Genomic DNA, 24,002 nt, shown 5'->3' on the forward strand with positions numbered 1-24,002 from the left:
GGGCGTGAACCCCTTCGAGGGCTGCGGGTAATGAAAGGCCGAGCTCTTCGGCGAGCTCTACCAGCGGCACGCGGCCGTGATCCACCGGTACGCGGCCCGCCGGCTGGGCGTGGCGGCGGGGGACATCACCGCCGACACCTTCCTGAGCGCGTTCCGCACCCGCGGGCGCTACGACCTCGAACGGCCCGACGCCCGCCCCTGGTTGTACGGCATTGCCGCCCCCCTCACCGGCAAGCACCGCCGCACCGAGGTCCGGGCACTGAGGGCACTCGCCCGCACCGGCCTCGACCCGGTCGCCGCGTCCTGGACCGACCGCAGCGACAGCCGGGTCACCGCCCACGCGGTCCAAAAACCCTGGCCGGAGCGCCGCCCGGCTGTCGCGCGGCGACCGGGACGTCCCGGTCGGCACCGTCCGCTCGCGCCTCAACCGCGCCCGCAGGAAGGTCCGCCACGCTCTCGGCGGAGTCGACCCCACCCTCGTACACGAGGTCACGGAGATGATCAGCTATGGATGAGAGCGGGCGGCACCTTCCGCGACCACGCCCACGAGCGCAACGCCACCCAGGTCCTGCTCGACCCCGAGACCTACGCCTACCGAGGCATCCGCTGGGTGGCCTGCCTGGGCTACTACGCGGGCGGCAAGGCCTCCGGGGGCCCTTCGCCCCCAAAGGCTCAGTGATCGCCACGGCGACCCGCGTCTCGGCCGAGATCGTCGACAGGGTGGGCCAACGCAACTGACGCCACCGCCACGGCTCCCGCCTGCCTCAGCCTCCGCCGGCACCCGCTGCCGCCGCCGCCGACCGGCCGTCGTCGACGACGGCCCGAGCCCGCCCCTCCGGCACGCCCGCCGCGACGAGCGTGGCGACGGCCGTACGCGTCCCGTCGTCCTCCAGCGCCCCGCTGTTGACCTGCTCCAGCAGCGCGATGTGCATCCCCTCCAGCCCGGCGCTCAGCACGGCGGCCGGCAACTGCGTGTGGAACACGCCGTCCCGCTGCCCGCGCGCCAGGATGGCCGTGACCTCGTCGCGAGCGGGGGCGAGGATCTCGGCCACCCGCTCGATGCCCAGGTCACGCTGGGCCAGCGCGAGCAGCAGCCGGTAGCGGTCGCCGACCGGCCAGATCGAGTACACGAAGTGCGCGAGCGCCCGCTCGGCCGGCACCTCGGGCCCCGCCGCGACCGCCAGCACCCCCCGCAACGCCTCGGACGCCTCATCGGCAAGCGCCTCCAACAGCGCGGCCCGCCCGGGAAAATGCCCGAAGAGCGTACGCCGTACGACCCCGGAGGCCCGCGCGATCTCCTCCAGGGTGACGTCCGGATTCCGGCCCAGCTCCTGACGCGCCGTGGCCAGGATCCGCGCCCGATTGGACCGCGAATTACGCCGCTGCGGCTCACGGGCCACGGAGTGCGTCACGGAAAACCTCGATGGTTCGATACGGACGAAGGGTCGCCCATTCTTACGGATCACCGCGACGGAGGCGACCCGGCGGGCGGTGTTCCCCATGTCTTCCGGTAACGGGAGAAGTTCCGGCGGCGTCGGCCTGCCTCACGGTGGCACCGCCGGAACGCTGTCCCCCTAGGTCACCCGCGGAGCGCCACGCATATGCGGAGCAGTGCTTCGCCCTCGCCCCCACCGGCTCCAGAATCGCCCGCACTCCACGTGACGCGTCGTCGGCATCGTGTCAGCGTCAACGAGCATGAGAGAACCCGCAGTTCAGGAGCGTTGCTGGCGCGCCGAACGGGACCTTCAGGGGCCCGGAGCGTCACATGCGCGTCACCGCCGCGGCCTGCGGTGGCTCGCCCGCCGCCGATCCCGGTGGGTTCTCGCGCGGCCGCTCGGCGCGATCGACGGGAACCGCCCCGCGCAGAAGCGACGCCGCGGTGGCGGCATGGCCGGGGAGGCTCATGCCACCACCGCGGGGGAGGCGGGGCGGAAGCGGGCGCTCCTTCCTCCTAGGACGCCGTGACGCGGTCAGGCGTGGGCGTCCCGTTCCGGGCGGCCCGGCGCTGGCGGATCACGGCGAAGACCACCACGCCCAGGGCCACCAGGGTGGAGAGGACGACCTGGTCGCGGCCGCCGCCGTCGGCCGTGTCGGTGAGCATGTAGCCCAGGACGAAGGTGATGAGGGCGATGGTGGCCCAGGTCAGGTAGGGGTAGAGCCACATCCGGACGACCAGCTTCTCCGGGGACTCCCGCTGGATGATCTTGCGCATCCGCAGCTGGGAGAAGCAGATCACCAGCCAGACGAACAGGGCGATCGCGCCGGAGGCGTTGAGCAGGAACTGGAAGACGGTGTCCGGCCACAGGTAGTTGAAGGCGACCGCGACGAAGCCGAAGACCACCGAGGCCAGGATGGCCGAGCGCGGGACGCCACGGTCCGTGGTCCGGCCGAACGCGGCCGGGGCGTCGCTGCGGCGGCCGAGCGAGAAGGCCATGCGCGAGGCCGTGTACAGACCGGAGTTGAGACAGGACAGCACCGAGGTCAGCACGATGGCGTTCATGATCTGGGCGGCGTGCGGGATGCCGACGGAGCTGAGGGCGGCGACGTACGAGCCGTCCTTGAGGATGGCCGGGTCGTCCCAGCGCACCAGCGAGACCACGACCAGGATCGAGCCCAGGTAGAACACCGCGATCCGCCAGATCACGCTGTTGGTGGCCTTGGTGACGGCGGCCCGCGGGTTCGCGGTCTCGCCCGCCGCCAGCGTGACGATCTCACTGCCCATGAAGGAGAAGACGACCATCAGCACGCCGGTGAGGATCGCTCCGGGTCCGTTCGGCAGGAAGCCGCCGTGCGCGGTGAGGTTGGAGAAGCCGGACGCCGGGTGGTCCGAGCCGGGCAGCAGGCCGAAGACGGCGAGGCCGCCGACCACGATGAACGCGGCGATCGCGACGACCTTGATGCCGGCGAACCAGAACTCGAACTCGCCGTAGGAGCTGACCGAGGCCAGGTTGGTGGCGGTGAGGACGACCATGACGATCAGCGCCCAGCCCCACTGCGGGACCGCCGGTATCCAGCCGGCCAGGATCTTGGCCCCGGCGGTCGCCTCGACGGCGAGCACCACGACCCAGAAGAACCAGTACAGCCAGCCGATGGTGAAGCCGGCCCACCGCCCCAGCGCGCGGTCGGCGTAGGCGGAGAACGAGCCGGAGGTGGGGTTGGCCGCGGCCATCTCACCGAGCATGCGCATCACGAGGACGACCAGGACGCCGACGAGGGCGTACGAGATCAGGATGCCGGGACCGGCGGTGGCGATGCCGGAGCCGGAGCCGACGAACAGGCCGGCGCCGATGACACCGCCGATCGCGATCATCGACAGATGGCGGCTCTTCAGTCCGGCCTGCAGGCCGGACTCGGGCTCCGTGGGAGGGCTCTTGGGGACGGTTGTGGTCATCTCGACATCCATGGAGGGAGTGCGGACCAGGGCCCCTGGAAATTAGTTCAGTGCGATCTAAAAGAACAAGACTTGTTTAACTGTTCACCTTGCTCTATTTTTCGTGCAGCGCGCACGGCGTCTTCCGTCCCCCGTGGCTGCCACCGTGTCGTGCCCGTGTTCCGGTCCCCTGGGGAGCCCCCATGCACCACACCGCGGCATGGTCGCGAGAACCCTCCGTGCGGATGCCGTCGCCGTGGGCCCTGCCCGCGCTCGACAGGCCGTTAGGGTGGCGTCGTGGTGAATGCAGCGGGCAAGTTCGGTCCCTACAACCAGCCGGTGCCCGCGCGGTCCGCGCCGGTCGGCGGGGCATGGGACACCCGCGTCCTGGCCGGCCGGGGCCCCACGGGAGCGGAGCTCGTCCGGTCCAGGATCGCTCTGCGGGTGCGTCTGAGGTCCGTGCTGCCGGGAGACCGGCTGCCGGACGCGGGCGTCCTCGCCGAGGAACTGGGGATCAGTGAGATCACCGTGCGCCGCGCGCTGGAGGCCATGTGCCAGGACGGCCTGCTCGACCGCCGTCGGGGCCGGGCGGGCGGAACGTTCGTCGCCGCCGACTGGGACGCGGTCGTCGCCGTGCTGCACGACGCCGACGAGGCGGCCGCGTTGGAATCCTTCCATCTGCTGCTCGAATGCGGTCTCGTGGCGCACAGCACGGGCGAGGTCCCGCACGGACGACTCGACGGACTGCGGGCACTGGTCGAGGAGATGGACCTGGTCGAGGATCCGGCCCGGCTGCTGGAGCTGGAGACCCGCTTCCACCTCGGCTTCGCGGAGGCCCTCGGCGGCGCCGGGATCCGTGAGTTCGCCGCCGACCTGCTCGGCCGGCAGTGCCTGCTGGGGCCCGCGCCGGACCCCGCGGTCGTACGGGCCCGCAACCGCTGCCACTCCGACCTGCTCGACGAGCTCACCCGCGGCGCGATGGACCCGGCGGTACACGCGGTGAAGGCACACCGGCACGCCGGCCGGCACTGATCCCTTCGCTTACCTACCTTCCCTCCCATCCCTCCCTTCCCTCCCTTCCCTGTGTCGCCACCCCACAGAAGGAGCTGTCGCCATGCCGGACCCCGGAGCTGTCGGCCCGTCGTCGACGTCGGGCCCCGCCGTCGGCGCGCCCCAGCGGCTGCGCGGCGGCGTCCTCGGCATGGCGGACATCGCCGCCGCCACGATGGCCAACGTCGGCCCGGCGATGAGCTTCTTCTTCGGCTTCGCCTTCCTGGCCACCACCGCGGGGGTGGCGTCCCCGCTGACCATCGTGGCGGCAGGGGTGGCGGTCGCGCTGCTCGGCAACACGCTGGCCGAGTTCTCCCGGGCGCACCCCTCGGCGGGCAGCTTCACCACGTTCGTCGGCCGGACGTTCGGGCCGGTCAGCGCGGTGACCACGGCCCTGCTGGCCGGACTCGGCTACATCATCGCGATGGCCTCGGTGATCGCGATCTCGGGCGGCTTCGTGCAGATCACCCTGCACCACTACACGGGCGTGGACCTGCCGTGGATCATCTGGACGCTGCTGCTGACCGGGGTGTCGGTGGTGCTGATGCTGCGCGGGATCGTGGTCTCCACCAAGTGGGCCGGCTACTTCTTCGGTGTGGAGATGCTGGTACTCGTCGTGGTGTCGGTCGCGACGCTCGCCGAGCACCGCGGCGACCTCTCCGCCGCCCCGTTCCTGCCTTCCCACCTCACCCACGGCCTCAGCGGGCTGGCGGCCGGCTTCCCACTGGCGGTGTACCTGTTCATCGGCTGGGAGAACTCGGCGGCACTGGCGGAGGAGACGGAGAACCCACGGCGCAACGTCGGCCGCGCCGTGTTCTCCTCCATCGCGATCATGACGGTGAGCTACATCCTCTTCTCCTACGCCACGGTGACCGGTTTCGGCTACGACGTGGAGCGGCTCGGCGCCTCCCGGATCCCCTTCATCGACGTCGCCCACCACACGCTCGGCGCGCTGGCGCTCCTCGCCTACATCGGCGGCCTGACCTCCACCCTGGGCGTACTGATCGCGGGCATCAACTCCCAGGCCCGCCTGGTGTTCAACGCGGGGCGCGAGGGACTGCTGCCGTCCTTCTTCGGCTACGTCCACCCCACCCGCCGTACGCCGAACAACGCGATCGTCACCTTCGCCGCCACCGCGTTGCTGATCATCGGAGGCTGGGGCCTGGGCCATCTGCTCGGGTCCGACGGCGGTTCGATGAACCCCGTGGTCTTCTTCACGGAGTCCTCGAGCCTGGGCGCCATCCTGATCCTGCTGGTCTACCTCGCGTCCAACATCGCCCTGCCGCTGTACTACCGCAGATACCGCCCGCAGGAGTTCCGGACCGTCCGGCACCTCGTGCTGCCCGCGATCGGTACCCTCGCCATCCTGGTTCCGCTCTACTACCTCGCCAAGCCCGGCCAGCCCGCCCCGTACAACTGGTTCCCGTACGCGGCCCTGGCCACCCTGGTCGCGGCCGTCGGCTACGCGATCCTCCTGGTCCGCCGTGACCCCGGCCTCGCCGAGCGGGTGGGCTCGGTCGTCGCCGACGCGGAGTGAGCCGACGGGGGACTACCTGGTCTCCGGCACCGCGCGAAACCGCAGTTCACAACGCCCACGGCAAGCAGCCGACCTGCTCGACCCGATGGCTGACCGGAAACAGATCAAACCGTCCAGCCATCGACGAAACCGCAGGTCAGGCACTCTTCCCCACCGGCTCCAGAATCGCCACGCACTCCACGTGATGCGTCATCGGAAACAGATCGAACGCCCGGAGCGTCCGCACCCGGTAGCCGCCGTCGCGGAAGTACCCCAGGTCCCTGGCCAGGGCGGCCGGGTCGCAGGCGACGTAGGCGATCTTTCGGGCGCCCAGTGACGAGAGATGCTCGACGGTCTTCTTGCCGGCGCCCGCGCGGGGCGGGTCGAGGACGACGAGGTCGACCTCGGTGATGCCGGTGCGCGGGAGCACCGCCTCGACCTTGCCCTGTTCGATCCGTACCCGGTCGAAGCCGGCGAGGTTGTGCCGGGCGTCCTCCACCGCGCGCTTGCCGGACTCGATGCCCAGCACCGCGCCCTTGTCGCCGAGGCGGTCGGCGAGGGCGCCCGCGAAGAGGCCGACGCCGCAGTACAGGTCGAGCGCCATGTCGCCCTTGCGCGGCAGCAGGCCCTGCATGACGGCCTTGACCAGGGTGTCGGCGGCCTGCGGGTGGACCTGCCAGAAGCCGCCGCTGCCGACGCGGTAGGTGCGGCCGTCGGCCCGCTCGCGTACGAACGCGCGGCCGTGGACGCGGTGGATGCCGCCGTCGTGCTCCTCGACCCGCATCACGGAGACGGGTTTGTCGAGCTCGACGAGGGGAAGGCGGGCGCCGGGCCGCGGCTCCAGGATCACCATGCGGTCCTGGGAACCGGTCGCCGCGATCGCGTCCACCGACGCCATGCCGGACCAGTCGCGCTCCTCGATGCCCAGTTCGCTGACGCCGGGCGCGGCGATCATGCAGTGCTCGATGGGCTCGACCTCGTGGGAGCGGTGGCGGCGCAGTCCGGCGTTGCCGTCGGCGTCCACCGCGTACTGCACGCGCGTCCGCCACTGCGGCACCTCGCCGGGCGGCAGCTTGTCGCCCTCGGCCGGCATCACGGTGCCGTCCCAGCCGGCCTCCTCGGGGGTGAGGCCCGCGAGCCGCTGGAGCTGCTCGGCGATCACCTCGCCCTTGAGTCGGCGCTGGGCGCCCGGCTTGGCGTGCTGCCAGTCGCAGCCGCCGCAGCGGCCCGGGCCGGCGTACGGGCACGGGGCCTCGACCCGGTCCTTGGACGCCTCCAGTACCCGCACCGCGTCCGCGCGCAGGAACCGGGCGCCCTCCTCGCCGTCGGTCACCCGGGCCACGACCCGCTCGCCGGGCAGCGCGTGCCGGACGAACAGGACCTGGCCCGCGTCGGTACGGGCGATGCAGTGCCCGCCGTGGGCGACGGGCCCGATCTCGACCTCGTACTCCTCGCCGACGAGGGACACCGCCGGCACCGCTTGCTCCGCCGGCTCCGCCTGCGTCTTCTTCGGTTCTGCCTGCATGGCGGGGTGACTCCACAACGTCGAACGAGGAACGGCCGGACAACAGCCCACCAGTCTACGTGGCTGTCGTCCGGCCGCTCACCACGAGCCGGGGCGCTGGAGACGCGGAAGCCGTGGAAGGTGCGGGGTGCGCGGGATGCGCGGAAGGCGGATCAGTTCTTGGCGTCCGACTCCGACGAACCCGTGCCGGACTTGCCCGTCCCCGCCGCACCCGCCTCCGACGAACCCGCACCTGACGTGCCCGCCGCCGACTTACCCGCGCCAGACGAACCCGCCCCGGACTTACCCGCGCCGGACTTGCCCGCGCCAGACGTGCCCGCCGTCGACGTGCCCTCCCCCGGCGAACCCGCCCCCGGCGTCTGCCCGCCGGCCGTCCCCGACGGCTCCTTCGGGTGGCCCTCCTGGAGCGGGCCACGCCGCACCGCGCCCGGGGCGTTCCATTCCTGCCGTTTGCGGGCGCGGTTCTTCGCCGCCTCGGAGGACTGGAGCTGGTACGGCACGGACGTGACCATGACGCCCGGTGTGAACAGCAGTCGGCCCTTCAGCCGCAGCGCGCTCTGGTTGTGCAGCAGGTGCTCGTACCAGTGGCCGACCACGTACTCGGGGATGATCACCGACACCGCGTCGCGCGGCGACTCCCGGCGCAGGCTCTTGACGTACTCGATGACCGGCCGCGTGATCTCGCGGTACGGCGAGTCCAGCACCTTCAGCGGTACGTCGATCCCGCGCCGTTCCCACTCCTCGCGCAGCACGTTCGTCTCGGCCGGGTCGACGTTGACGGTGAGCGCCTCCAGGGTGTCGGAGCGCATCAGCTTGGCGTAGGCGAGGGCGCGCAGCGCCGGGCGGTGGATCTTGGAGATCAGCAGCACCGAGTGGACGCGCGAGGGCCGGACACTGTCGTCGCTCGGCCCCTCGGGTGCGACGAGCTCCGCCGCCACGCCGTCGTAGTGGCGGCGGATCGCGGTCATCGTCGCGTAGAAGATCACCATGCCGAGCAGGGCGACCCAGGCGCCGTGGGTGAACTTGGTGACCAGGACGACGACCAGGACCAGGCCGGTGAAGAAGGCGCCGAAGGTGTTGATCGCGCGGGAGCGGACCATGTGGCGGCGCTTGGCCGGGTCGGTCTCGGTCGCCAGGTGCCGGTTCCAGTGCCGGACCATGCCGGTCTGGCTCAGCGTGAACGACACGAACACGCCGACGATGTAGAGCTGGATCAGGCGCGTCGAGTCGGCCCCGTAGATGACCACCAGCAGCATGGCCGCGCCGGCCAGCAGCACGATGCCGTTGGAGAACGCGAGGCGGTCGCCGCGGGTGTGCAGTTGGCGGGGCAGGTAGCGGTCCTGGGCGAGGATCGAGCCGAGCACCGGGAAGCCGTTGTAGGCGGTGTTCGCCGCCAGGAACAGCACCAGGGCGGTGGCCGCGGCGAGCACGACGAAGAAGAAGCTGCCCTTGCCGAAGACGGCCTCGGCGACCTGGGTGATCACCGGGTTCTGGACGTAGTCCGCGCCGACCCCGACGCCGTTCTGGAGCAGGTCGACGGCCGGGTTCTCGGCCATCCGCACCTTGGTCACCAGGGCCAGCGCGATGATCCCGCAGAACATGGTGACGGCCAGCAGGCCCATCGCCAGCAGCGTGCTCGCCGCGTTCTTCGACTTGGGCTTGCGGAAGGCCGGGACGCCGTTGGAGATCGCCTCGACACCGGTGAGCGCGGCGCAGCCGGAGGAGAAGGCGCGCAGCATCAGGAAGACAAGGGCGAAACCGGCCAGGCCCTGGTGCTCGGCCTTGATCGTGTACTCGGCCGTCGGCGCCCGCATCTGGTCGTCGAGCACCAGTCCGCGGAACGCCCCCCACGCGATCATGACGAAGACGCCCGCGACGAACACGTACGTCGGGATCGCGAAGAGCTTGCCGGACTCCTTGACCCCGCGCAGGTTCATCAGCGTCAGCAGCACGATCACGGCGACCGCGCAGGCCACCTTGTGCTCGACGACGAACGGGACCGCGGAGCCGAGGTTCTCGATGCCGGACGAGATGGAGACGGCGACCGTCAGGACGTAGTCGACGAGCAGCGCGCTCGCGACCGTCAGCCCGGCCTTGGGGCCGAGGTTGGTGGTGGCCACCTCGTAGTCGCCACCGCCACTGGGGTAGGCGTGGACGTTCTGCCGGTAGGAGGCGACCACCGTGAACATCAGCACGACGACCGCGAGGGCGATCCACGGACTGAAGTGGTAGGCCGACACGCCCGCGATGGACAGGACCAGCAGCACCTCCCCGGGGGCGTAGGCCACGGAGGACAGCGGGTCGGAAGCGAAGACGGGTAGGGCGATGCGCTTCGGCAGGAGCGTTTCCCCAAGCCGATCACTGCGCAGTGCGCGCCCGATCAGAATGCGTTTGGGCACGTCGGTCAGTTTGGACACAACAGAGGATCGTAAGCCTTCGAACACGGGACCGCCCACCCTCCCCCCACCCTCCCCGCACGCTCCCCCGGGCTCGGTCGGCGGAGGGGCCGTCGCGTCTGCCTCACGGGTGAAATTCGGCCGGGCCCGCGCTGCGGATTCCACAGCCGCGCCAATCGACATGCCTATATGACAATCCCTGCCCGCTGCCGCCCACTCGGAGGGTCCATGCACACGACCGCGGAGCTCATCGGCGCCATCGGCACCCTCGTCGGCCTCGCAATCCTTACCTTCCTCAGTCTCTGGAGCATCAGCCGTCGCTGACGCGCACAGCGGGCGGGCATCGGGGCCGGACCAGCCCGGACAGGGCCTGGACATGGCCTGGACAGGGCGCGGACCGGGCACGCACCGGGCAGGCACCCTGCACGGGGGTGCCCGGCGGGGACCGCGCGTGTGTAGCTTGGGCGACGGTCTGAGACCCTGTTCAAGGCCGACCCCCAACGGCCAGGCCAGAAAACTCATTGACTTCTTGACATCTTTTTGACTTCTTGACCTCGGAAGGACGGTCGTGCACATCGTCATCATGGGCTGCGGCAGAGTGGGTTCCGCTCTCGCCCAGACCCTGGAGCAACAGGGGCACACGGTCGCCGTGATCGACCAGGACCCCACCGCCTTCCGACGACTGGGCTCCGGTTTCGGCGGCCGTCGTGTCACGGGGGTCGGCTTCGACCAGGACACCCTGCGCGAGGCCGGTATCGAGGAGGCGGGCGCCTTCGCCGCCGTCTCCAGCGGCGACAACTCCAACATCATCGCCGCCCGCGTGGCCCGCGAGATGTTCGGCATCGAGAACGTCGCCGCCCGCATCTACGACCCCCGCCGCGCCGAGGTCTACCAGCGCCTGGGCATCCCGACCGTCGCCACCGTCCGCTGGACGGCCGACCAGATGCTGCGCCGGCTGCTCCCCTCGGGGGCCGAGCCGCTGTGGCGCGACCCCACCGGGGGCGTCCAGCTCGCCGAGGTGCACGCCGCCCCGTCCTGGGTCGGCCACAAGATCAGCAAGCTGCAGGAGGAGACGGGCGTCCGCGTGGCGTTCCTGACCCGCCTCGGCGAAGCGATCCTGCCCACCTCGCAGACGGTGTTGCAGGAAGGTGACCTGGTGCATGTGATGCTGCGCACCGACGAGGTCGAGAAGGTCGAGGCGTCGTTCGCCGAGGGCCCCAGGGAAGGCGGTCACTGATGAGGGTCGCCATTGCCGGAGCCGGAGCCGTCGGCCGCTCGATCGCGGGCGAACTGCTGGAGAACGGCCACGAGATCCTGCTGATCGACAAGGCGCCGACCGCCATCTCGGTCGAGCGCGTCCCCCAGGCGGAATGGCTGCTGGCCGACGCCTGCGAGATCACGTCGCTGGACGAGGCGGCGCTCCAGCGCTGCAACGTCGTCATCGCCGCGACCGGCGACGACAAGGTCAACCTGGTCGTGTCACTACTGGCGAAGACGGAGTACGGCGTTCCGCGCGTCGTGGCCCGCGTCAACAACCCCAAGAACGAGTGGCTCTTCAACGAGTCCTGGGGCGTCGACGTGGCCGTCTCCACCCCGCGGCTGATGTCCGCCCTGGTCGAGGAGGCGGTGAGCGTCGGCGACCTGGTCCGCCTGCTCCGCTTCAGCCACGGCGACGCCAACCTGGTCGAACTGACCCTCCCCGAGGAATCAGCCCTGGCCGGCACCCAGGTCGGCGACGTGGAATGGCCCGAGGACACCTCCCTGGTCACCATCATCCGCGGCACCCGCGTCCTCACCCCGTCCCGCGAGGACTCCCTCGAACCGGGCGACGAACTCCTCTTCGTCGCCGCCCAGGCAAGAGAAGAACAACTCGAGGACCTGCTGTCGGTACGCAAGAACGACCCCGGCAACTGACCTCCGGGACGGCAACGACAAAAAACGACCAAGGGGCGCCCTGAGATTTCAGGGCGCCCCTTGGTCGGATTTTGGGCGGATGGGCGGTTTTCCGGCGCCGGTCGTGCCCTCCAGCCGACCAGCGCCTTCCAGCCCGTCCGGGCCCTTCAGCCCGTCAATGCCTTTCAGCCCGTCCGGCGTTTGAGGACGAGGCCCCTTAAGGGCCGAAGCGGGGGTCTGAGGGCGGCAGCCCCCAGAGGGACGGTCACCGAGACCCCGGCAACTACCCCACTACCCCTCCCGACGGTGCCGCGCCCCACCCTCCGAAACCCCGGCAGCAGCCTCCGCCTCCGCCTTCTCCTCCGCCTCCATCTCCGCGAACACATCAATCGGCGCGGGCGCCTTCGCGAGGAACACCCACGTCAGCCACACGGCCAGCAGGAACGGCGGAATCTTCAACGCCACCAGCACCCACCCGAGCTGCGCGGTGTTCGCCCACAGGTACAGCGGGAAGAGGATCGCGCACTTGGCGAGAAGGATCAGCCCCCATGCCCAACTGGCCTTGGCATACGCCTTCTTGCGGCCGGGATTGCGGGTGCGCCAGGAGAGGTTCTCCTTGAACACCGGCCCGAGGATGAGCCCGATCAGCGGCACCCCGCACAACGTCGTGATGATGTACGCCAGCGCCAGCCCCAGCGTGTAGAGCATGCCCGGCAGATAGAAGTCCTTGGCGTTGCCGGTCATCATCGCGAAGACGACGCCGAAGGCGACGCCGAAGACCCCGCTGAACGCGTGCTTGACCGTGTCCTTCATCACCAGCCGGACCACGACCAGGACCAGCGACACCGCGAGCGCGGCGATCGCGGACATGTGCAGGTCCTTGTTGATCGTGAAGATCGTGACGAAGAGCAGGCCTGGCACCACCGTCTCGACCATGCCCCGCACGCCGCCGAACGCCTCGAACAAGGCAGCCTCGGTCACCGCCCGGGCGTCGGCCGCGGCGGTGTCTTCCGCAGTCGTGTCTTCGGTCGGCTTGTCGAGCGACGTCACCGGCTACTCCCTACCCAGGGGTCTCAGTTCGTACTTGGGGTTGAACAGCACCCGGCGGCCCCGGCTCATGGAGACCCGGCCCGATGCGATGAGTCTGCGCCCCGGTTCTATCCCCACGATGGAACGCCTGCCCAGCCACACCACGTCCAGCGCGGCGCTGCCGTCGAACAGCTCGGCCTCCAGGGCCGGGACTCCGGCACGCGGCCGCAGAGTGACCGTGCGCAAGGTACCAGTAACCGTCACTATCTGGCGGTCCTGGCAGTCTCCGATCCGGGTGCAACCGGCCGTCTCGGCGTCCTCGCGCAGCTCCTCGGACTCCAGGTCCTCCTGCGACGAGGAGAGCCGGCCGAGCATGCGCCGGAACCGGCCCGTCGACTTTTCGGAACGAGGAACAGCACTCATATCTGAAGCGTACCGGGGCGCACCGACAGAGCCGTACCCGCCGCCGTACCCGCCCTCCCACCTGCCGTGTCGCCGCCGCACCGCTCCTGTGCCGCCGCCGTGCCGCTGCCCTGCCGCCGCCGTGTCAGCGCTCGAACCGGTACCCCATCCCGGGCTCCGTGACGAAGTGCGCGGGATGCGAGGGGTCGGCCTCGAGCTTCCGTCTCAGTTGCGCCATGTACACCCGCAGGTAGTTCGTCTCCGTCCCGTACGACGGCCCCCACACCTCCTGCAGCAGTTGCTTCTGGCTGACCAGCCGCCCGGAGTTGCGCACCAGCACCTCCAGCAGATGCCACTCCGTGGGCGTCAGCCGTACGTCCTTCCCGGCCCGCTGGACCTTCTTCGCGGCGAGGTCGACGGTGAAGCCGTCGGTCTCCACCAGCACCTCGTCCTCGCCGCCGCCGGCCGGTTCGGCGCGGCGGACCGCGGCCCGCAGCCGGGCCAGCAGCTCGTCCATGCCGAAGGGCTTGGTGACGTAGTCGTCGGCGCCGGCGTCGAGCGCCTCGACCTTCTCGTCCGAGGAGTGCCGGGCGGACAGCACCAGGATCGGCACCCTGGTCCAGCCGCGCAGCCCCTTGATCACCTCGACGCCGTCCATGTCCGGCAGCCCCAGGTCGAGGACGATCACGTCCGGGTGCCGGGAGGCGGCGAGGCGCAGTGCGGTGGCGCCGTCGTGGGCGGCGTCGACCTCGTACTTGCGGGCCTTGAGGTTGATCACGAGGGCACGCACGATCTGCGGCTCGTCGTCGATCACGAGCACCCTCGTGGGAGCCTGGGGTGTCTCCCCAGCCGGGCTCAGCATGAGGCCTGCCTCTCGGGTTGTACGGGTTGCGCGGGCTGGGCGGGTTGCGGATCAGGCGGTATGGGGCGCGGATCGGGTGGTGCGGGCTGCGACTCGGGACGCGGTCCCGCCGCACGGACGGTGAGGACCATGGTGAGGCCGCCGCCGGGGGTGTCCTCGGCGTTCAGTGTGCCGCCCATCGCCTCGGCGAAGCCGCGGGCGACCGCGAGGCCGAGCCCGACCCCTGCTCCGCGCGGGGCGTCGCCGTAGCGCTGGAAGGGGGCGAATATCCGCTCCTTGGCCTCGTCGGGGACGCCCGGCCCACGGTCCACGACCCGCACCTCGACCCGGTCGGACAGCGCGCTCGCCGAGACCAGCACAGTCTTGCCGGGCGGGCTGTACTTGACCGCGTTCTCCACCAGGTTGGCGACCGACCGCTCCAGCAGCCCGGCGTCCACGGCGACCATGGGCAGCGTCTCCGGGATGTCCAGCTCCACGCTCTCCTGCGGATCCGGGACCCCGCCGAGCGCCATCGGCACCACCTCGTCGAGGTCGATCTCCCGGATGATCGGCGTGACCGTACCGGTCTGGAGGCGGGACATGTCCAGCAGGTTGCCCACCAGGTGGTCGAGCCGGTCCGCACCGTCCTCGATGCCCTCCAGCAACTCCGCCTGGTCCTCCTCGGACCAGGCCACGTCGTCGGACCGCAGCGAGGAGACGGCCGCCTTGATGCCGGCCAGCGGGGTACGCAGGTCATGGCTGACGGCGGCCAGCAGCGCCGTGCGGATGCGGTTGCCCTCGGCCAGCGCACGGGCCCGCTCGGCCTCCTCCTGCAGCCGCCGCCGGTCCAGCACGACGACCGCCTGGGCGGCGAACGCGGCCAGCACCCGCCTGTCCTCCGCGGGCAGCACCCGCCCGGTGAGCGCCAGCGCCAGATGGTCGCCGACCGGCACGTCCACGTCCGCGTCCTCGGGCCGTTCGACCGGACGCCCGAACCCGACGTGCCCCGCGCGGGTCCACGGCGCTCTGCCCTCCGCCCGCTCCAGCAGCGCCGCCGACTCCATCCCGAAGGTCTCGCGCACCCGCTCGAGGAGCGCCTCCAGGCTGGTCTCGCCCCGCAGCACGTTGCCCGCCAGGTAGGACAGGATCTCCGACTCGGCCCGCAGCCGGGCCGCCTGGTGCGTACGCCGGGCCGCCAGGTCCACCACCGACGCGACCGAGATCCCCACCCCGACGAAGATCACGATGGCGACGATGTTCCTCGGGTCGGCGATCGTCCATCTGTGCAGGGGCGGTGTGTAGAAGTAGTTCAGCAGGAGCGAGCCCACGGCCGCCGAGGCCAGGGCGGGCAGCAGCCCGCCGAGCAGCGCCGCCGCCACGGTCACGGCCAGGAACAGCAGCATGTCGTTGGCGAGGCCGAGGTGCACGGTGTTCAGCAGCACTGCCAGCAGCGCCGGGCCCGCCACCCCGACCAGCCAGCCCCAGAGGATCCGGGCCCGCCCGAGCCGGGCGCCCCGGGCCACCGGCAGCCCGCGTCCCTTGGCGACCTCGTCGTGGGTGACGATGTGCACGTCGAGGTCGGACCCCGACTCGCGGGCGACCGTCGCGCCGACTCCGGGGCCGAAGACGTACTGCCATGTCTTGCGGCGAGAGGAGCCGAGCACGATCTGTGTCGCGTTGACCCCGCGGGCGAAGTCGAGCAGCGCGGCCGGGATGTCGTCGCCGACCACGTGGTGGAAGGTGCCGCCCAGGTCCTCCGCGAGGGTGCGCTGGACCGCCAGTTCCTTGGGGGAGGCCGAGGTCAGCCCGTCGCTGCGGGCGATGTACACGGCCAGCACCTCTCCGCCGGCGCCCTTCTCCGCGAGCCGGGCCGCCCGCCGGATCAGGGTGCGCCCCTCCGGGCCGCCGGTCAGCCCGACCACGATCCGCTCGCGCGAACCCCAGATCGCCGACACCCGGTGCTCGCTGCGGTACTGCTTCAGGTACTCGTCGACCCGGTCGGCCACCCACAGCAGGGCCAGCTCCCGCAGGGCGGTGAGGTTGCCGGGCCGGAAGTAGTTGGACAGGGCCGCGTCGACCTTGTCCGGCTGGTAGATGTTGCCGTGCGCCATCCGCCGCCGCAGCGCCTGGGGTGACATGTCCACCAGCTCGATCTGGTCGGCCCGCCGGACGAACTCGTCCGGCACCGTCTCCTGCTGCCGTACCCCGGTGATCGACTCCACGACGTCGCCGAGGGACTCCAGGTGCTGGATGTTGACCGTCGAGACCACGTCGATGCCGGCGGCGAGCAGCTCCGCCACGTCCTGCCAGCGCTTGGCGTTGCGCGAACCCGGGACGTTGGTGTGGGCGAGTTCGTCCACCAGGGCGACCTGCGGGGCGCGGGCGAGGACCGCGTCCACGTCCATCTCGGTGAAGGCACCGCCCCGGTACTCCAGGTCACGGCGCGGGAGCTGCTCCAGGCCGTGCAGCATCACCTCGGTGCGCTGCCGCCCGTGGTGCTCGACGAATGCCACCACGCAGTCCGTGCCGCGCTCCACCCGCCGGTGCGCCTCGGACAGCATCGCGTACGTCTTGCCCACGCCCGGTGCCGCGCCGAGGTAGATCCGAAGCTTTCCGCGTGCCATGGCCTCATTGTCTTCCAGTAACTACTGCGTACGCAGCGTCGACCTTACGGCCAACAGTTCCGACAAAAGGGACGAGCTGAAAGGCGAGGGACGCCTTTGACGCAACCCTGACGCGGTGAGACGAACACCGGCGGCCCTCACCCCTTCATCGGACGAGCCCCCCGAATCGGTTCACACCCACCGGCCTTCGATCTCATCGATCTCATCGATGTCATCGATGTCATCGGATCCGTCGGGGGCCGGGGCCCGCCCGCCTGCGGGAAACGCGAAGGGGCCGCACCCCTCATCGGGATGCGGCCCCTTCGGCCGTACGATCTGCCGTCCGTCGATCTACCGTCTACGGTCCGCCGTCTGCCGACTGCCGTGCGGCTAGCGGACCTCGGTGATCTCCGGTCCGCGCTGCAACTGGCCCATGCCGCCGGAGAAGCGGGAGCTGTCGTCCTGCTGCTGGACGCCCTCGGGCACCATCTGCGCGTCGTTCGGCAGCTTCAGGACGATCGGGTCGCGAGGCGCCATCGGGCCCTCGCCGCGCACCACGACCGTGTCCCGGAAGATCTGCTCCAGCAGCCCGGCCGCCTGCGGCTGCACCGCGCCCTGGCCAGAGATCACTCCGCGCAGGAACCAGCGGGGGCCGTCCACGCCGACGAACCGCACGACGTGGAAACCGCCCGTGCCGTCCGGCAACTGCACCGGCACCTGAGCTCGCAGTTCCCAGCCCAGCGGGCCTTCGACCTCGTCGACGATGCCACCCTGCTGGGTGATGCCGGAGCCGATCTCCTCGCGCACCTCACCCCAGATGCCCTCGCGCTTGGGAGCGGCGAAGGCCTGCAACTGGACGGCGCTGTCGCGCAGCACGACGGTCGCCGCGACGATCGCGTCACCGGCGACCTCGACCCGCAGTTCCATGCCGTCGACCCCGGGCACGAAGATCCCGCCGAGGTCCACGCGGCCCTCTGCGGGGTCGCGCACCTCGGAGTCGTCCCAGGGCCCGTCGGGCCGCGGCTCGGGCTCGAGCCGTACCCGCTCGCGCGGGCCCTCGTCCTCGGCCGCTACGTCGTCCGCCTCAGTGTCGACACTGTCGACGACCTGCTCGGCCTCGCCGGCCGCGTCCTCGGCGGCACCCTTCTTCTTGCGACGTCCGAACACGTCACTGTCCTTCCCGGTCGGATACGACCGAAGCGTATCGATTCCCACCCGTCGCGCCGCCCTCGGCGGTCTGACCGCTTGTACCGCTTGCGCCGCCCACGGCGGCATGCCCGCCGGTGGACCCGAAGCCCCCTGCGGCCCGCGCCGAGTCGGGAAGCTCCGCGACCTCCTGGAAGCGGACCCTCTCGACCTGCTGGACGACCAGTTGGGCAATCCGGTCGAAGCGCTCGAACCGCACGGACTCGCGCGGGTCGAGATTCACCACGATCACCTTGATCTCTCCACGGTACCCGGCATCCACCGTCCCCGGGGCATTCACGAGGGCGATGCCGCACCGGGCGGCAAGCCCCGAACGCGGGTGCACGAAGGCCGCGTACCCCTCGGGCAGGGCGATGGAAACACCCGTGGGGAGCACGGCCCGCTCCCCCGGCGCCAGTTCACGGCTCTCCGTGGTGCGCAGATCGGCTCCCGCGTCCCCCGGGTGCTCGTACGTCGGAAGCGGTACGTCGGGGTCGACGCGCCGGATCAGGACGTTCAGGGAGTCGCGGCTCACGGGTTCACCTCGAAGGCGCGGACGCGCCTGACCTGGTCCGGGTCGCTCATGGCGGCCCGGATCTCCGCCTCGCGGCCGTGGTTCACGAAGTGCTCGACCGCGACCTCGATGAAAAGCGCGTCGGCCCGGACGGCGACGGGCCCGTCGGGGCCGCCGATCCGCCCGGTGGCGCTGGAGTAGATCTTGCGGCCGGCCACCGCCGTCACCTCGGCGTCCAGGTGCAGCGTGGTCCCGACGGGCACGGGCCGTACGAAGTCGGTGGCGAGCCGTCCGGTCACGGCGACGGTCCGCAGCAGCCAGTTCAGCGAGCCGAGCGTCTCGTCGAGGGCGGAGGCCAGGACTCCGCCGTGCGCGAGACCGGGCGCGCCCTGATGGGCGGCGTGCACGGTGAACTCGGCGGTGACCGTCACGCCCTCGCCGGCCCGCGCCTCCAGGTGCAGCCCGTGGGTCTGCTCACCGCCGCACCCGAAACAGTGTTCGTAGTGGGCGCCGAGAAGCTCGCCGGGCGCGGGAGCATCGGGGTGCCGGACGGGCTTCACGGCATTGGCCGGAGGCTCAAGAGCTGCGGAAGTACCACTCACAGCCGCAGACCTTACCCGCCCGCCCGGCGCCCATCCTCACCGTGCCAAGCTTGGCTTCATGCAGCTCTCCGCCACCCCCTACGACGAACGTCTCACCGCCCCCCGCTCCTGGTGGTTCATCTCGTTCCTGGTGGGCGTCTCCTGCGCCCTGATCCTGCTGCCCTTCGGCACCCTGCCGCTGCTCGTCGGCCTGGCCGGCGGCACCGCGGTCGCGGCGGTCATGGCCAGTTCCTACGGCTCCCTGCGCATCCGCGTCGTGGGCGACTCGCTGATCGCGGGCGAGGCGAAGATCCCGGTCACGGCCCTGGGCGAGGCGGAGATCCTGGACGCGGAGGAGGCGCGCGCCTGGCGCACGTACAAGGCCGACGCCCGGGCCTTCCTGCTGCTGCGCTCCTACATCCCCACGGCGCTGCGGGTGGAGGTCACCGACCCCGACGACCCGACGCCGTACCTGTACCTGTCGACGCGGGAGCCGGAGCGCCTCGCCCAGGCCCTCAGGACAGCACGCGAGACGGCCGCATAGTCGGCGACCTCGGCAGACCTCAGCGCCCGAGTTCCCCTGGGTTCTCGGGCGTCTCGGGCTTCTCAGGGTTTTCGGGGGTCTCGGACCCCTCGGGGTTCAGGGGGTTCCTGGTGATCTCCTCCAGGGCGAGTGGATCCGCCGGCTTCTCCAGGGGCGGCAGTTGCGGCAGCGCGTCCCACGGCACCTGCATCTTCCGCAGGTCGGCCCGGACCTTCCCGGCCAGTTTCCTGGTGTCCCGCCAGTTCATGGCCGCGCCGACGGCGGCGCCCACCATGAAGGGCACGAGGTTCGGCAGATCCCGGACCATGCGCTTCATGATCTGCTGGCGCAGCTCGCGCTTCATCTGGCCGCCGAGCGCCGAGTTGATCGAGGACGGTTTGCGGACGTCGACCCCGCGTTCGCCCGACCATGAGCGCAGATAGGCGGTGCTGCGGTCCTTGAGGCCGCCCACCGGCCGCACGCCGTAGACCTCGTGGAGTTCGGCGATCAGCTTCAGCTCGATCGCGGCGACCCCGGTGATCTCCGCGGCCAGCTCGGCCGGCATCGCGGGCGGTACGGGAAGCATCGCGGCCGCGCCGATGCCCGCTCCGACGGTGGACGTGGCGTTCGCCGCGCCCGACACGAGCTTGTCCGCGAGCTGCTCGGGCCCGAGGCCCGGGAACTGTCTGCGGAGCGTCTGGAGGTCCCGTACGGGGATCCTCGGGGCGATCTCGATGATCCGGTCGGCAAGGTGCGCCAGCCCCGCCCTGGCCCGGCTCCCGCCCTTGCGGACGCCTTGCCTGGCCAGTTCCGTGGCCCTGGCCCCGATGACCGCCGCCCGCCGCTTGGCGACGGGGGCGGCGTTCCGCGTCGGCGCCGGGAGGTCGCCCCGGTCAGTCGCGGGTTCGAGCGAGGCCGATCCTTCAGGGACCGCTCCCTTTCCGGATGAGCCTCGCCCGTCGTCACGCACGCCGTGAGGGCCCCGGGAGGGCCCTTTGTCCGTTCCCCGCAGGGGGAAGCGGCGCTTCCTGGGTGGGGTCGAGCCAGTCACGGCCGACCCCTCCTCAGTCGCAGTCGCGGCAGATCGGCTGGCCGTTCTTCTCCCGGGCCAACTGGCTGCGGTGGTGCACCAGGAAGCAGCTCATGCAGGTGAATTCGTCCTGCTGCTTCGGCAGCACCCGGACGGCCAGCTCCTCGTTCGAGAGGTCTGCGCCGGGCAGCTCGAGGCCTTCTGCGGCCTCGAACTCGTCAACGTCCACGGCCGAGGCCGACTTGTCGTTCCGCCGTGCCTTCAGCTCTTCAAGGCTGTCGGAATCGACGTCGTCGTCGGTCTTGCGTGGGGTGTCGTAATCGGTAGCCATTTCGCCTCTCCCCCTCTGGGTGTCTCTGCGGTGTCTCCAGCGCACGTAACGCGTGAGAGGCCGGACTTGTGCCCGCCTCGAGGCGGAGATTTTGCCTCACATCAAGGTCTGTTACTCAATCGACACCCAACCGGACTCCTCACGAGTGATCGGCTTGGATGGCGATCGGGACCGTACACGGTCCGAATGCCGCACTTCAAAGGCGTCTCACCGTGTACTTCCCGTGATCAAGACCCCCGAAAACCCGGATTTTCCGGGCTTTGGGACAGCAATCATGATCACGGAGAGTAGATGGCCGGAAATTCGCCCTTGTGATCGATCACACACGACCAGGCTCGGTCGAGGCCCAGAAAATTCAGCGCAAAGCGAACATCCTCGCGTGTGTCGGCGACATGATCTCAGACGGGCAAGGTGACCCGCATCACGAGCCCACCCCCCTCGCGCGGCTGCGCCGCGATATGGCCGCCGTGCGCCCGGGCCACGGAGCGCACGATGGACAGGCCGAGCCCGACCCCCTTGTCGCTACCCGTCCGCTCTGTACGCAACCGGCGGAAGGGCTCGAACAGGTTGTCGATCTCGTACGCCGGCACGACGGGCCCGGTGTTCGACACGACCAGAACCGCCTGGCCGTGCTGGACGTCGGTGGTCACCTCGACCCAACCGTCTTCCGGCACGTTGTACCGTACGGCGTTCTGTACGAGGTTGAGGGCGATCCGCTCCAGCAGGACGCCGTTGCCCTGGACGACGGCGGGTTTCTGCTCTCCGCGGATCACCACGCCCTTGGCCGCCGCCTCCCCGTGCACCTGGTCGACGGCCTGCTCGGCGACCTCCGCGAGGTCGACCGGCTTGCGCTCGACGATCTGGTTGTCGCTGCGGGCGAGCAGCAGCAGACCCTCGACGAGCTGCTCGCTGCGCTCATTGGTGGCCAGCAGCGTCTTGCCGAGCTGTTGCAGCTCCATCGGCGCGCCCGGGTCGGAGAGGTGCACTTCGAGCAGCGTGCGGTTGATCGCCAGCGGTGTCCTCAGCTCGTGCGAGGCGTTGCCGACGAAGCGCTGCTGGGCCGTGAAGGCGCGCTGGAGGCGCTCCAGCATCTCGTCGAAGGTGTCGGCGAGCTCCTTCAGCTCGTCGTCCGGGCCGTCCAGCTCGATCCGGCGGGACAGGTCCGAGCCCGCCACCGCGCGCGCGGTGCGAGTGATCCGGCCCAGCGGCGACAGCACACGGCCGGCCATCGCGTAGCCGAAGGCGAAGGCGATGATCGCGAGGCCGAGGAGCGCGAGCAGGGAGCGGCTGAGGAGGTTGTCCAGGGCGTGCTGGCGCTGGAGGTCGATACAGGTGCTGATCGCCGAGTTGAACTGGGTGAGCGTCAGGCCGGTGGCGTTGTTGACCGCCGGGCAGTCGGCGCTGGCGACCTTGACGTCGTCGCTCGCGCTCACGATCTTGAACGGCGGCTGGTTGCCCGTGCTGATGGCCTGTGCGGCGAGCAGGTAGATGATCGACAGCAGCAGGATGCCGGCGATCAGGAACATGCCGCCGTACAGCAGCGTGAGGCGTATGCGGATGGTCGGACGCAGCCACGGCAGCGCGGGCTGCGGCCTCCTGGGGTCCCAGGTGGGCTTCGGGGGTGTCTGGGGAGGCGGGGGTGTCGATGCCACGGCGAATCAGATCCGGTAGCCGGAACCGGGGACGGTGACGATCACCGGAGGTTCGCCCAGCTTGCGGCGCAGCGTCATGACCGTCACGCGCACCACGTTGGTGAACGGGTCGGTGTTCTCGTCCCAGGCCTTCTCCAGGAGCTGTTCCGCGGAGACGACGGCGCCCTCGCTGCGCATCAGGACCTCCAGGACGGCGAACTCCTTGGGCGCGAGCTGGACCTCCTTGCCGTCGCGGAAGACCTCGCGGCGGTTGGGATCGAGCTTGATGCCGGCCCGCTCCAGGACCGGCGGCAGCGGCACGCTGGTGCGCCGGCCGAGGGCACGCACGCGTGCGATCAGCTCGCTGAAGGCGAAGGGCTTGGGGAGGTAGTCGTCGGCGCCGATCTCCAGGCCCTCGACCCGGTCGCTGACGTCGCCGGACGCCGTGAGCATCAGCACGCGCGTGGGCATGCCGAGTTCGACGATCTTGCGGCAGACGTCGTCGCCGTGCACGAGGGGGAGGTCGCGGTCGAGGACGACCACGTCGTAGTCGTTGACGCCGATGCGCTCCAGGGCGGCCGCACCGTCGTACACGACGTCGACGGCCATGGCCTCCCGGCGCAGTCCGGTGGCCACCGCATCGGCGAGTAGCTGCTCGTCCTCGACGACGAGTACGCGCACGTCGCTTGTCCTTCCTCTGTCCACCCGCGTAGCGCTCCGTGAGCGCACGTGGGCAGGGGTCCTGGTGAGTGTGGCCTCCATCCTGCCCTTTTCGGCCATAAGTCGGCGGTAAGGCGGGTGCGCGGCAGATGAAGGACCGGTGTGAAGGCCGGGAATGCGAGATTTTCTCGTCGGGTTGAGGTTTCCGTGGAAGAGAGCGGGGGGAGGACGGCTTTACACCCCGCGATCACGCTCTGCATGTGCCACAGCACCATGTGGTACGCCGCGTTCCGCTTGCCGCAGAGTGGGCGTGGGTGTCCGGCACCGTCGCCGCCCGGCAGGCAGCGCTGGGCACCTGTTCGCAGACGTGATCGCCCCTTCCCAACCGGCACACCCCCGTGCCACCGACCCACGACCCAGGACGAGGGGGCGCAGCATGGACGCATTCACCGCAGGACTTCTGCAGCGCATAAGGGCGACCGAGTCCGATCTGACCCGGGCTCGCGACGAGGGCGACGACTTCCTCGCCGAGGTGGAGCAGGCCGAGCTCGACGACCTTCGCCGCCTTGCCGCCGAGCACGGTGTCGAGGTCGGCGCGACAAGCGTCTGAGCAGTTCCTGAGCAGTTCCCGCGCACGACGGAGGGCCCCGGCGAATCCTTGGGTTCTGACGGTCCTCGCAACACCCGCGATCTGTGGGAGTTGCGAGGACCGTGGCCGTTGGACGCGATGATGTTTCGGGGTTGAGGGAGCGTTTCCTTGCGCGGCTGGATGCTGTGGGGAACGTGACCGTGGTGGCGCGCGAGCTGGGGGTGAACCGGAACACTGCCTTCGGCTGGGCTCGGAAGGCCGGACGGAGCTCGGTGCGCGTGTCGCGGCGGCATCCCGGGCGCGACGAGTACGAGCGGCTTCGGGCCGCCGGTG

At 70.6% G+C, this 24,002-nt stretch carries 22 protein-coding genes and 1 pseudogene; 8 read left to right on the forward strand and 15 right to left on the reverse strand.

Features of this window, described 5'->3' with window-relative positions:
• Positions 1 to 40 precede the first annotated feature (40 nt).
• Both BMZ82_RS16320 and BMZ82_RS40700 read left to right on the forward strand, forming a co-directional pair.
• Positions 41 to 515 (forward strand): annotated as a pseudogene (locus BMZ82_RS16320) (RNA polymerase sigma factor); the annotation flags it as partial.
• Complete coding sequence (locus BMZ82_RS40700) at positions 512 to 679, forward strand: hypothetical protein (RefSeq protein ID WP_177244519.1); 168 nt, start codon at positions 512 to 514, stop codon at positions 677 to 679. The pseudogene BMZ82_RS16320 and the gene BMZ82_RS40700, both read left to right, overlap by 4 nt.
• Before the next feature lie 85 nt (positions 680 to 764).
• Here the strand turns inward: BMZ82_RS40700 and BMZ82_RS16325 are convergent, their stop codons facing one another.
• Together BMZ82_RS16325 and BMZ82_RS16330 are read right to left on the reverse strand one after the other, a co-directional pair.
• The gene (locus BMZ82_RS16325; RefSeq protein WP_093776255.1) at positions 765 to 1,412 is read right to left on the reverse strand and encodes a TetR/AcrR family transcriptional regulator; all 648 of its coding nucleotides are present in this window, start codon (positions 1,410 to 1,412) and stop codon (positions 765 to 767) included.
• 539 nt (positions 1,413 to 1,951) lie between these two features.
• Positions 1,952 to 3,391 carry an amino acid permease gene (locus tag BMZ82_RS16330; protein ID WP_093776321.1) on the reverse strand — a complete coding sequence of 480 codons (1,440 nt, stop codon included), beginning with the start codon at positions 3,389 to 3,391 and terminating at the stop codon, positions 1,952 to 1,954.
• Between the two features lie 276 nt (positions 3,392 to 3,667).
• Between BMZ82_RS16330 and BMZ82_RS16335 the strand changes: the two genes are divergently transcribed.
• Both BMZ82_RS16335 and BMZ82_RS16340 read left to right on the forward strand, forming a co-directional pair.
• Positions 3,668 to 4,402: a FadR/GntR family transcriptional regulator gene (locus BMZ82_RS16335; protein ID WP_093776257.1), complete on the forward strand. Its 735-nt coding sequence runs from the start codon at positions 3,668 to 3,670 to the stop codon at positions 4,400 to 4,402.
• An 82-nt stretch (positions 4,403 to 4,484) separates the two neighbouring features.
• The gene (locus tag BMZ82_RS16340) at positions 4,485 to 5,957 is read left to right on the forward strand and encodes an APC family permease (protein WP_093776259.1); all 1,473 of its coding nucleotides are present in this window, start codon (positions 4,485 to 4,487) and stop codon (positions 5,955 to 5,957) included.
• A 136-nt stretch (positions 5,958 to 6,093) separates the two neighbouring features.
• On the opposite strand, the gene BMZ82_RS16345 is transcribed toward BMZ82_RS16340, so the two are convergent.
• Together BMZ82_RS16345 and BMZ82_RS16350 are read right to left on the reverse strand one after the other, a co-directional pair.
• A complete protein-coding gene (locus BMZ82_RS16345) occupies positions 6,094 to 7,461 on the reverse strand; it encodes a class I SAM-dependent RNA methyltransferase (protein WP_093776261.1) in 1,368 nt (455 codons plus the stop codon).
• Between the two features lie 152 nt (positions 7,462 to 7,613).
• Positions 7,614 to 9,878 carry an amino acid permease gene (locus BMZ82_RS16350; RefSeq protein ID WP_256251939.1) on the reverse strand — a complete coding sequence of 755 codons (2,265 nt, stop codon included), beginning with the start codon at positions 9,876 to 9,878 and terminating at the stop codon, positions 7,614 to 7,616.
• 547 nt (positions 9,879 to 10,425) lie between these two features.
• Between BMZ82_RS16350 and BMZ82_RS16355 the strand changes: the two genes are divergently transcribed.
• Both BMZ82_RS16355 and BMZ82_RS16360 read left to right on the forward strand, forming a co-directional pair.
• Complete coding sequence (locus BMZ82_RS16355; protein WP_093776263.1) at positions 10,426 to 11,094, forward strand: potassium channel family protein; 669 nt, start codon at positions 10,426 to 10,428, stop codon at positions 11,092 to 11,094.
• Positions 11,094 to 11,771: a potassium channel family protein gene (locus BMZ82_RS16360; protein WP_093776265.1), complete on the forward strand. Its 678-nt coding sequence runs from the start codon at positions 11,094 to 11,096 to the stop codon at positions 11,769 to 11,771. The genes BMZ82_RS16355 and BMZ82_RS16360 overlap by 1 nt, the downstream gene beginning before the upstream one ends.
• A gap of 270 nt (positions 11,772 to 12,041) precedes the next feature.
• On the opposite strand, the gene BMZ82_RS16365 is transcribed toward BMZ82_RS16360, so the two are convergent.
• The 7 genes from BMZ82_RS16365 to BMZ82_RS16395 form a co-directional block, all read right to left on the reverse strand.
• Positions 12,042 to 12,800 (reverse strand): DUF3159 domain-containing protein, encoded by a 759-nt coding sequence (locus tag BMZ82_RS16365; RefSeq protein WP_093776267.1) that lies wholly within the window; start codon positions 12,798 to 12,800, stop codon positions 12,042 to 12,044.
• Between the two features lie 3 nt (positions 12,801 to 12,803).
• Positions 12,804 to 13,202, reverse strand: a complete 399-nt coding sequence (locus BMZ82_RS16370; protein WP_093776269.1) for an OB-fold nucleic acid binding domain-containing protein — start codon at positions 13,200 to 13,202, stop codon at positions 12,804 to 12,806.
• 124 nt (positions 13,203 to 13,326) lie between these two features.
• A complete protein-coding gene (locus BMZ82_RS16375) occupies positions 13,327 to 14,043 on the reverse strand; it encodes a response regulator (RefSeq protein WP_093776271.1) in 717 nt (238 codons plus the stop codon).
• On the reverse strand, positions 14,037 to 16,646 hold the full coding sequence (locus BMZ82_RS16380; protein WP_093776273.1) for a sensor histidine kinase: 2,610 nt from the start codon (positions 16,644 to 16,646) through the stop codon (positions 14,037 to 14,039). The genes BMZ82_RS16375 and BMZ82_RS16380 overlap by 7 nt, the downstream gene beginning before the upstream one ends.
• A 369-nt stretch (positions 16,647 to 17,015) precedes the next feature.
• Entirely contained in the window at positions 17,016 to 17,792 is a 777-nt protein-coding gene (locus tag BMZ82_RS16385; RefSeq protein ID WP_093776275.1) for a DUF3710 domain-containing protein, read from the reverse strand.
• Position 17,793: 1 nt separating this feature from the next.
• Positions 17,794 to 18,345, reverse strand: a complete 552-nt coding sequence (gene dut / locus BMZ82_RS16390; protein ID WP_093776277.1) for a dUTP diphosphatase — start codon at positions 18,343 to 18,345, stop codon at positions 17,794 to 17,796.
• A complete protein-coding gene (locus tag BMZ82_RS16395) occupies positions 18,342 to 18,926 on the reverse strand; it encodes a PaaI family thioesterase (protein WP_093776279.1) in 585 nt (194 codons plus the stop codon). The genes dut and BMZ82_RS16395 overlap by 4 nt, the downstream gene beginning before the upstream one ends.
• 58 nt (positions 18,927 to 18,984) lie before the next feature.
• On the opposite strand from BMZ82_RS16395, the gene BMZ82_RS16400 reads away from it, so the two are divergent.
• A complete protein-coding gene (locus BMZ82_RS16400; RefSeq protein WP_093776281.1) occupies positions 18,985 to 19,449 on the forward strand; it encodes a DUF3093 domain-containing protein in 465 nt (154 codons plus the stop codon).
• A 19-nt stretch (positions 19,450 to 19,468) separates the two neighbouring features.
• Here the strand turns inward: BMZ82_RS16400 and BMZ82_RS16405 are convergent, their stop codons facing one another.
• From BMZ82_RS16405 to BMZ82_RS16420, 4 genes are all read right to left on the reverse strand, one after another.
• A complete protein-coding gene (locus BMZ82_RS16405) occupies positions 19,469 to 20,479 on the reverse strand; it encodes a hypothetical protein (protein WP_256251940.1) in 1,011 nt (336 codons plus the stop codon).
• A 13-nt stretch (positions 20,480 to 20,492) separates the two neighbouring features.
• Positions 20,493 to 20,789 (reverse strand): DUF4193 domain-containing protein, encoded by a 297-nt coding sequence (locus BMZ82_RS16410; RefSeq protein WP_003993510.1) that lies wholly within the window; start codon positions 20,787 to 20,789, stop codon positions 20,493 to 20,495.
• A 398-nt stretch (positions 20,790 to 21,187) separates the two neighbouring features.
• Positions 21,188 to 22,441 carry a sensor histidine kinase gene (locus BMZ82_RS16415; RefSeq protein WP_093776283.1) on the reverse strand — a complete coding sequence of 418 codons (1,254 nt, stop codon included), beginning with the start codon at positions 22,439 to 22,441 and terminating at the stop codon, positions 21,188 to 21,190.
• Between the two features lie 6 nt (positions 22,442 to 22,447).
• A complete protein-coding gene (locus BMZ82_RS16420) occupies positions 22,448 to 23,101 on the reverse strand; it encodes a response regulator transcription factor (RefSeq protein ID WP_003993508.1) in 654 nt (217 codons plus the stop codon).
• Positions 23,102 to 23,516: 415 nt separating this feature from the next.
• On the opposite strand from BMZ82_RS16420, the gene BMZ82_RS40705 reads away from it, so the two are divergent.
• Positions 23,517 to 23,690, forward strand: coding sequence for a hypothetical protein (locus tag BMZ82_RS40705; protein WP_177244520.1), 174 nt, complete (start codon positions 23,517 to 23,519; stop codon positions 23,688 to 23,690).
• Positions 23,691 to 24,002 lie beyond the last annotated feature (312 nt).

The sequence above is a fragment of the Streptomyces sp. yr375 genome (assembly GCF_900110755.1).
Taxonomy (GTDB): Bacteria; Actinomycetota; Actinomycetes; order Streptomycetales; family Streptomycetaceae; genus Streptomyces.

Coding starts and splice junctions, on each gene's coding strand:
- BMZ82_RS16375 (WP_093776271.1), bottom strand. CDS start 14,043: ATGCTGAGCCCGGCTGGGGAGACACCCCAGGCTCCCACGAGGGTGCTC.
- BMZ82_RS16340 (WP_093776259.1), top strand. CDS start 4,485: ATGCCGGACCCCGGAGCTGTCGGCCCGTCGTCGACGTCGGGCCCCGCC.
- BMZ82_RS40705 (WP_177244520.1), top strand. CDS start 23,517: ATGGACGCATTCACCGCAGGACTTCTGCAGCGCATAAGGGCGACCGAG.
- BMZ82_RS16360 (WP_093776265.1), top strand. CDS start 11,094: ATGAGGGTCGCCATTGCCGGAGCCGGAGCCGTCGGCCGCTCGATCGCG.
- BMZ82_RS16330 (WP_093776321.1), bottom strand. CDS start 3,391: ATGACCACAACCGTCCCCAAGAGCCCTCCCACGGAGCCCGAGTCCGGC.
- BMZ82_RS40700 (WP_177244519.1), top strand. CDS start 512: ATGAGAGCGGGCGGCACCTTCCGCGACCACGCCCACGAGCGCAACGCC.
- BMZ82_RS16380 (WP_093776273.1), bottom strand. CDS start 16,646: ATGGCACGCGGAAAGCTTCGGATCTACCTCGGCGCGGCACCGGGCGTG.
- BMZ82_RS16410 (WP_003993510.1), bottom strand. CDS start 20,789: ATGGCTACCGATTACGACACCCCACGCAAGACCGACGACGACGTCGAT.
- BMZ82_RS16345 (WP_093776261.1), bottom strand. CDS start 7,461: ATGCAGGCAGAACCGAAGAAGACGCAGGCGGAGCCGGCGGAGCAAGCG.
- BMZ82_RS16370 (WP_093776269.1), bottom strand. CDS start 13,202: ATGAGTGCTGTTCCTCGTTCCGAAAAGTCGACGGGCCGGTTCCGGCGC.
- BMZ82_RS16400 (WP_093776281.1), top strand. CDS start 18,985: ATGCAGCTCTCCGCCACCCCCTACGACGAACGTCTCACCGCCCCCCGC.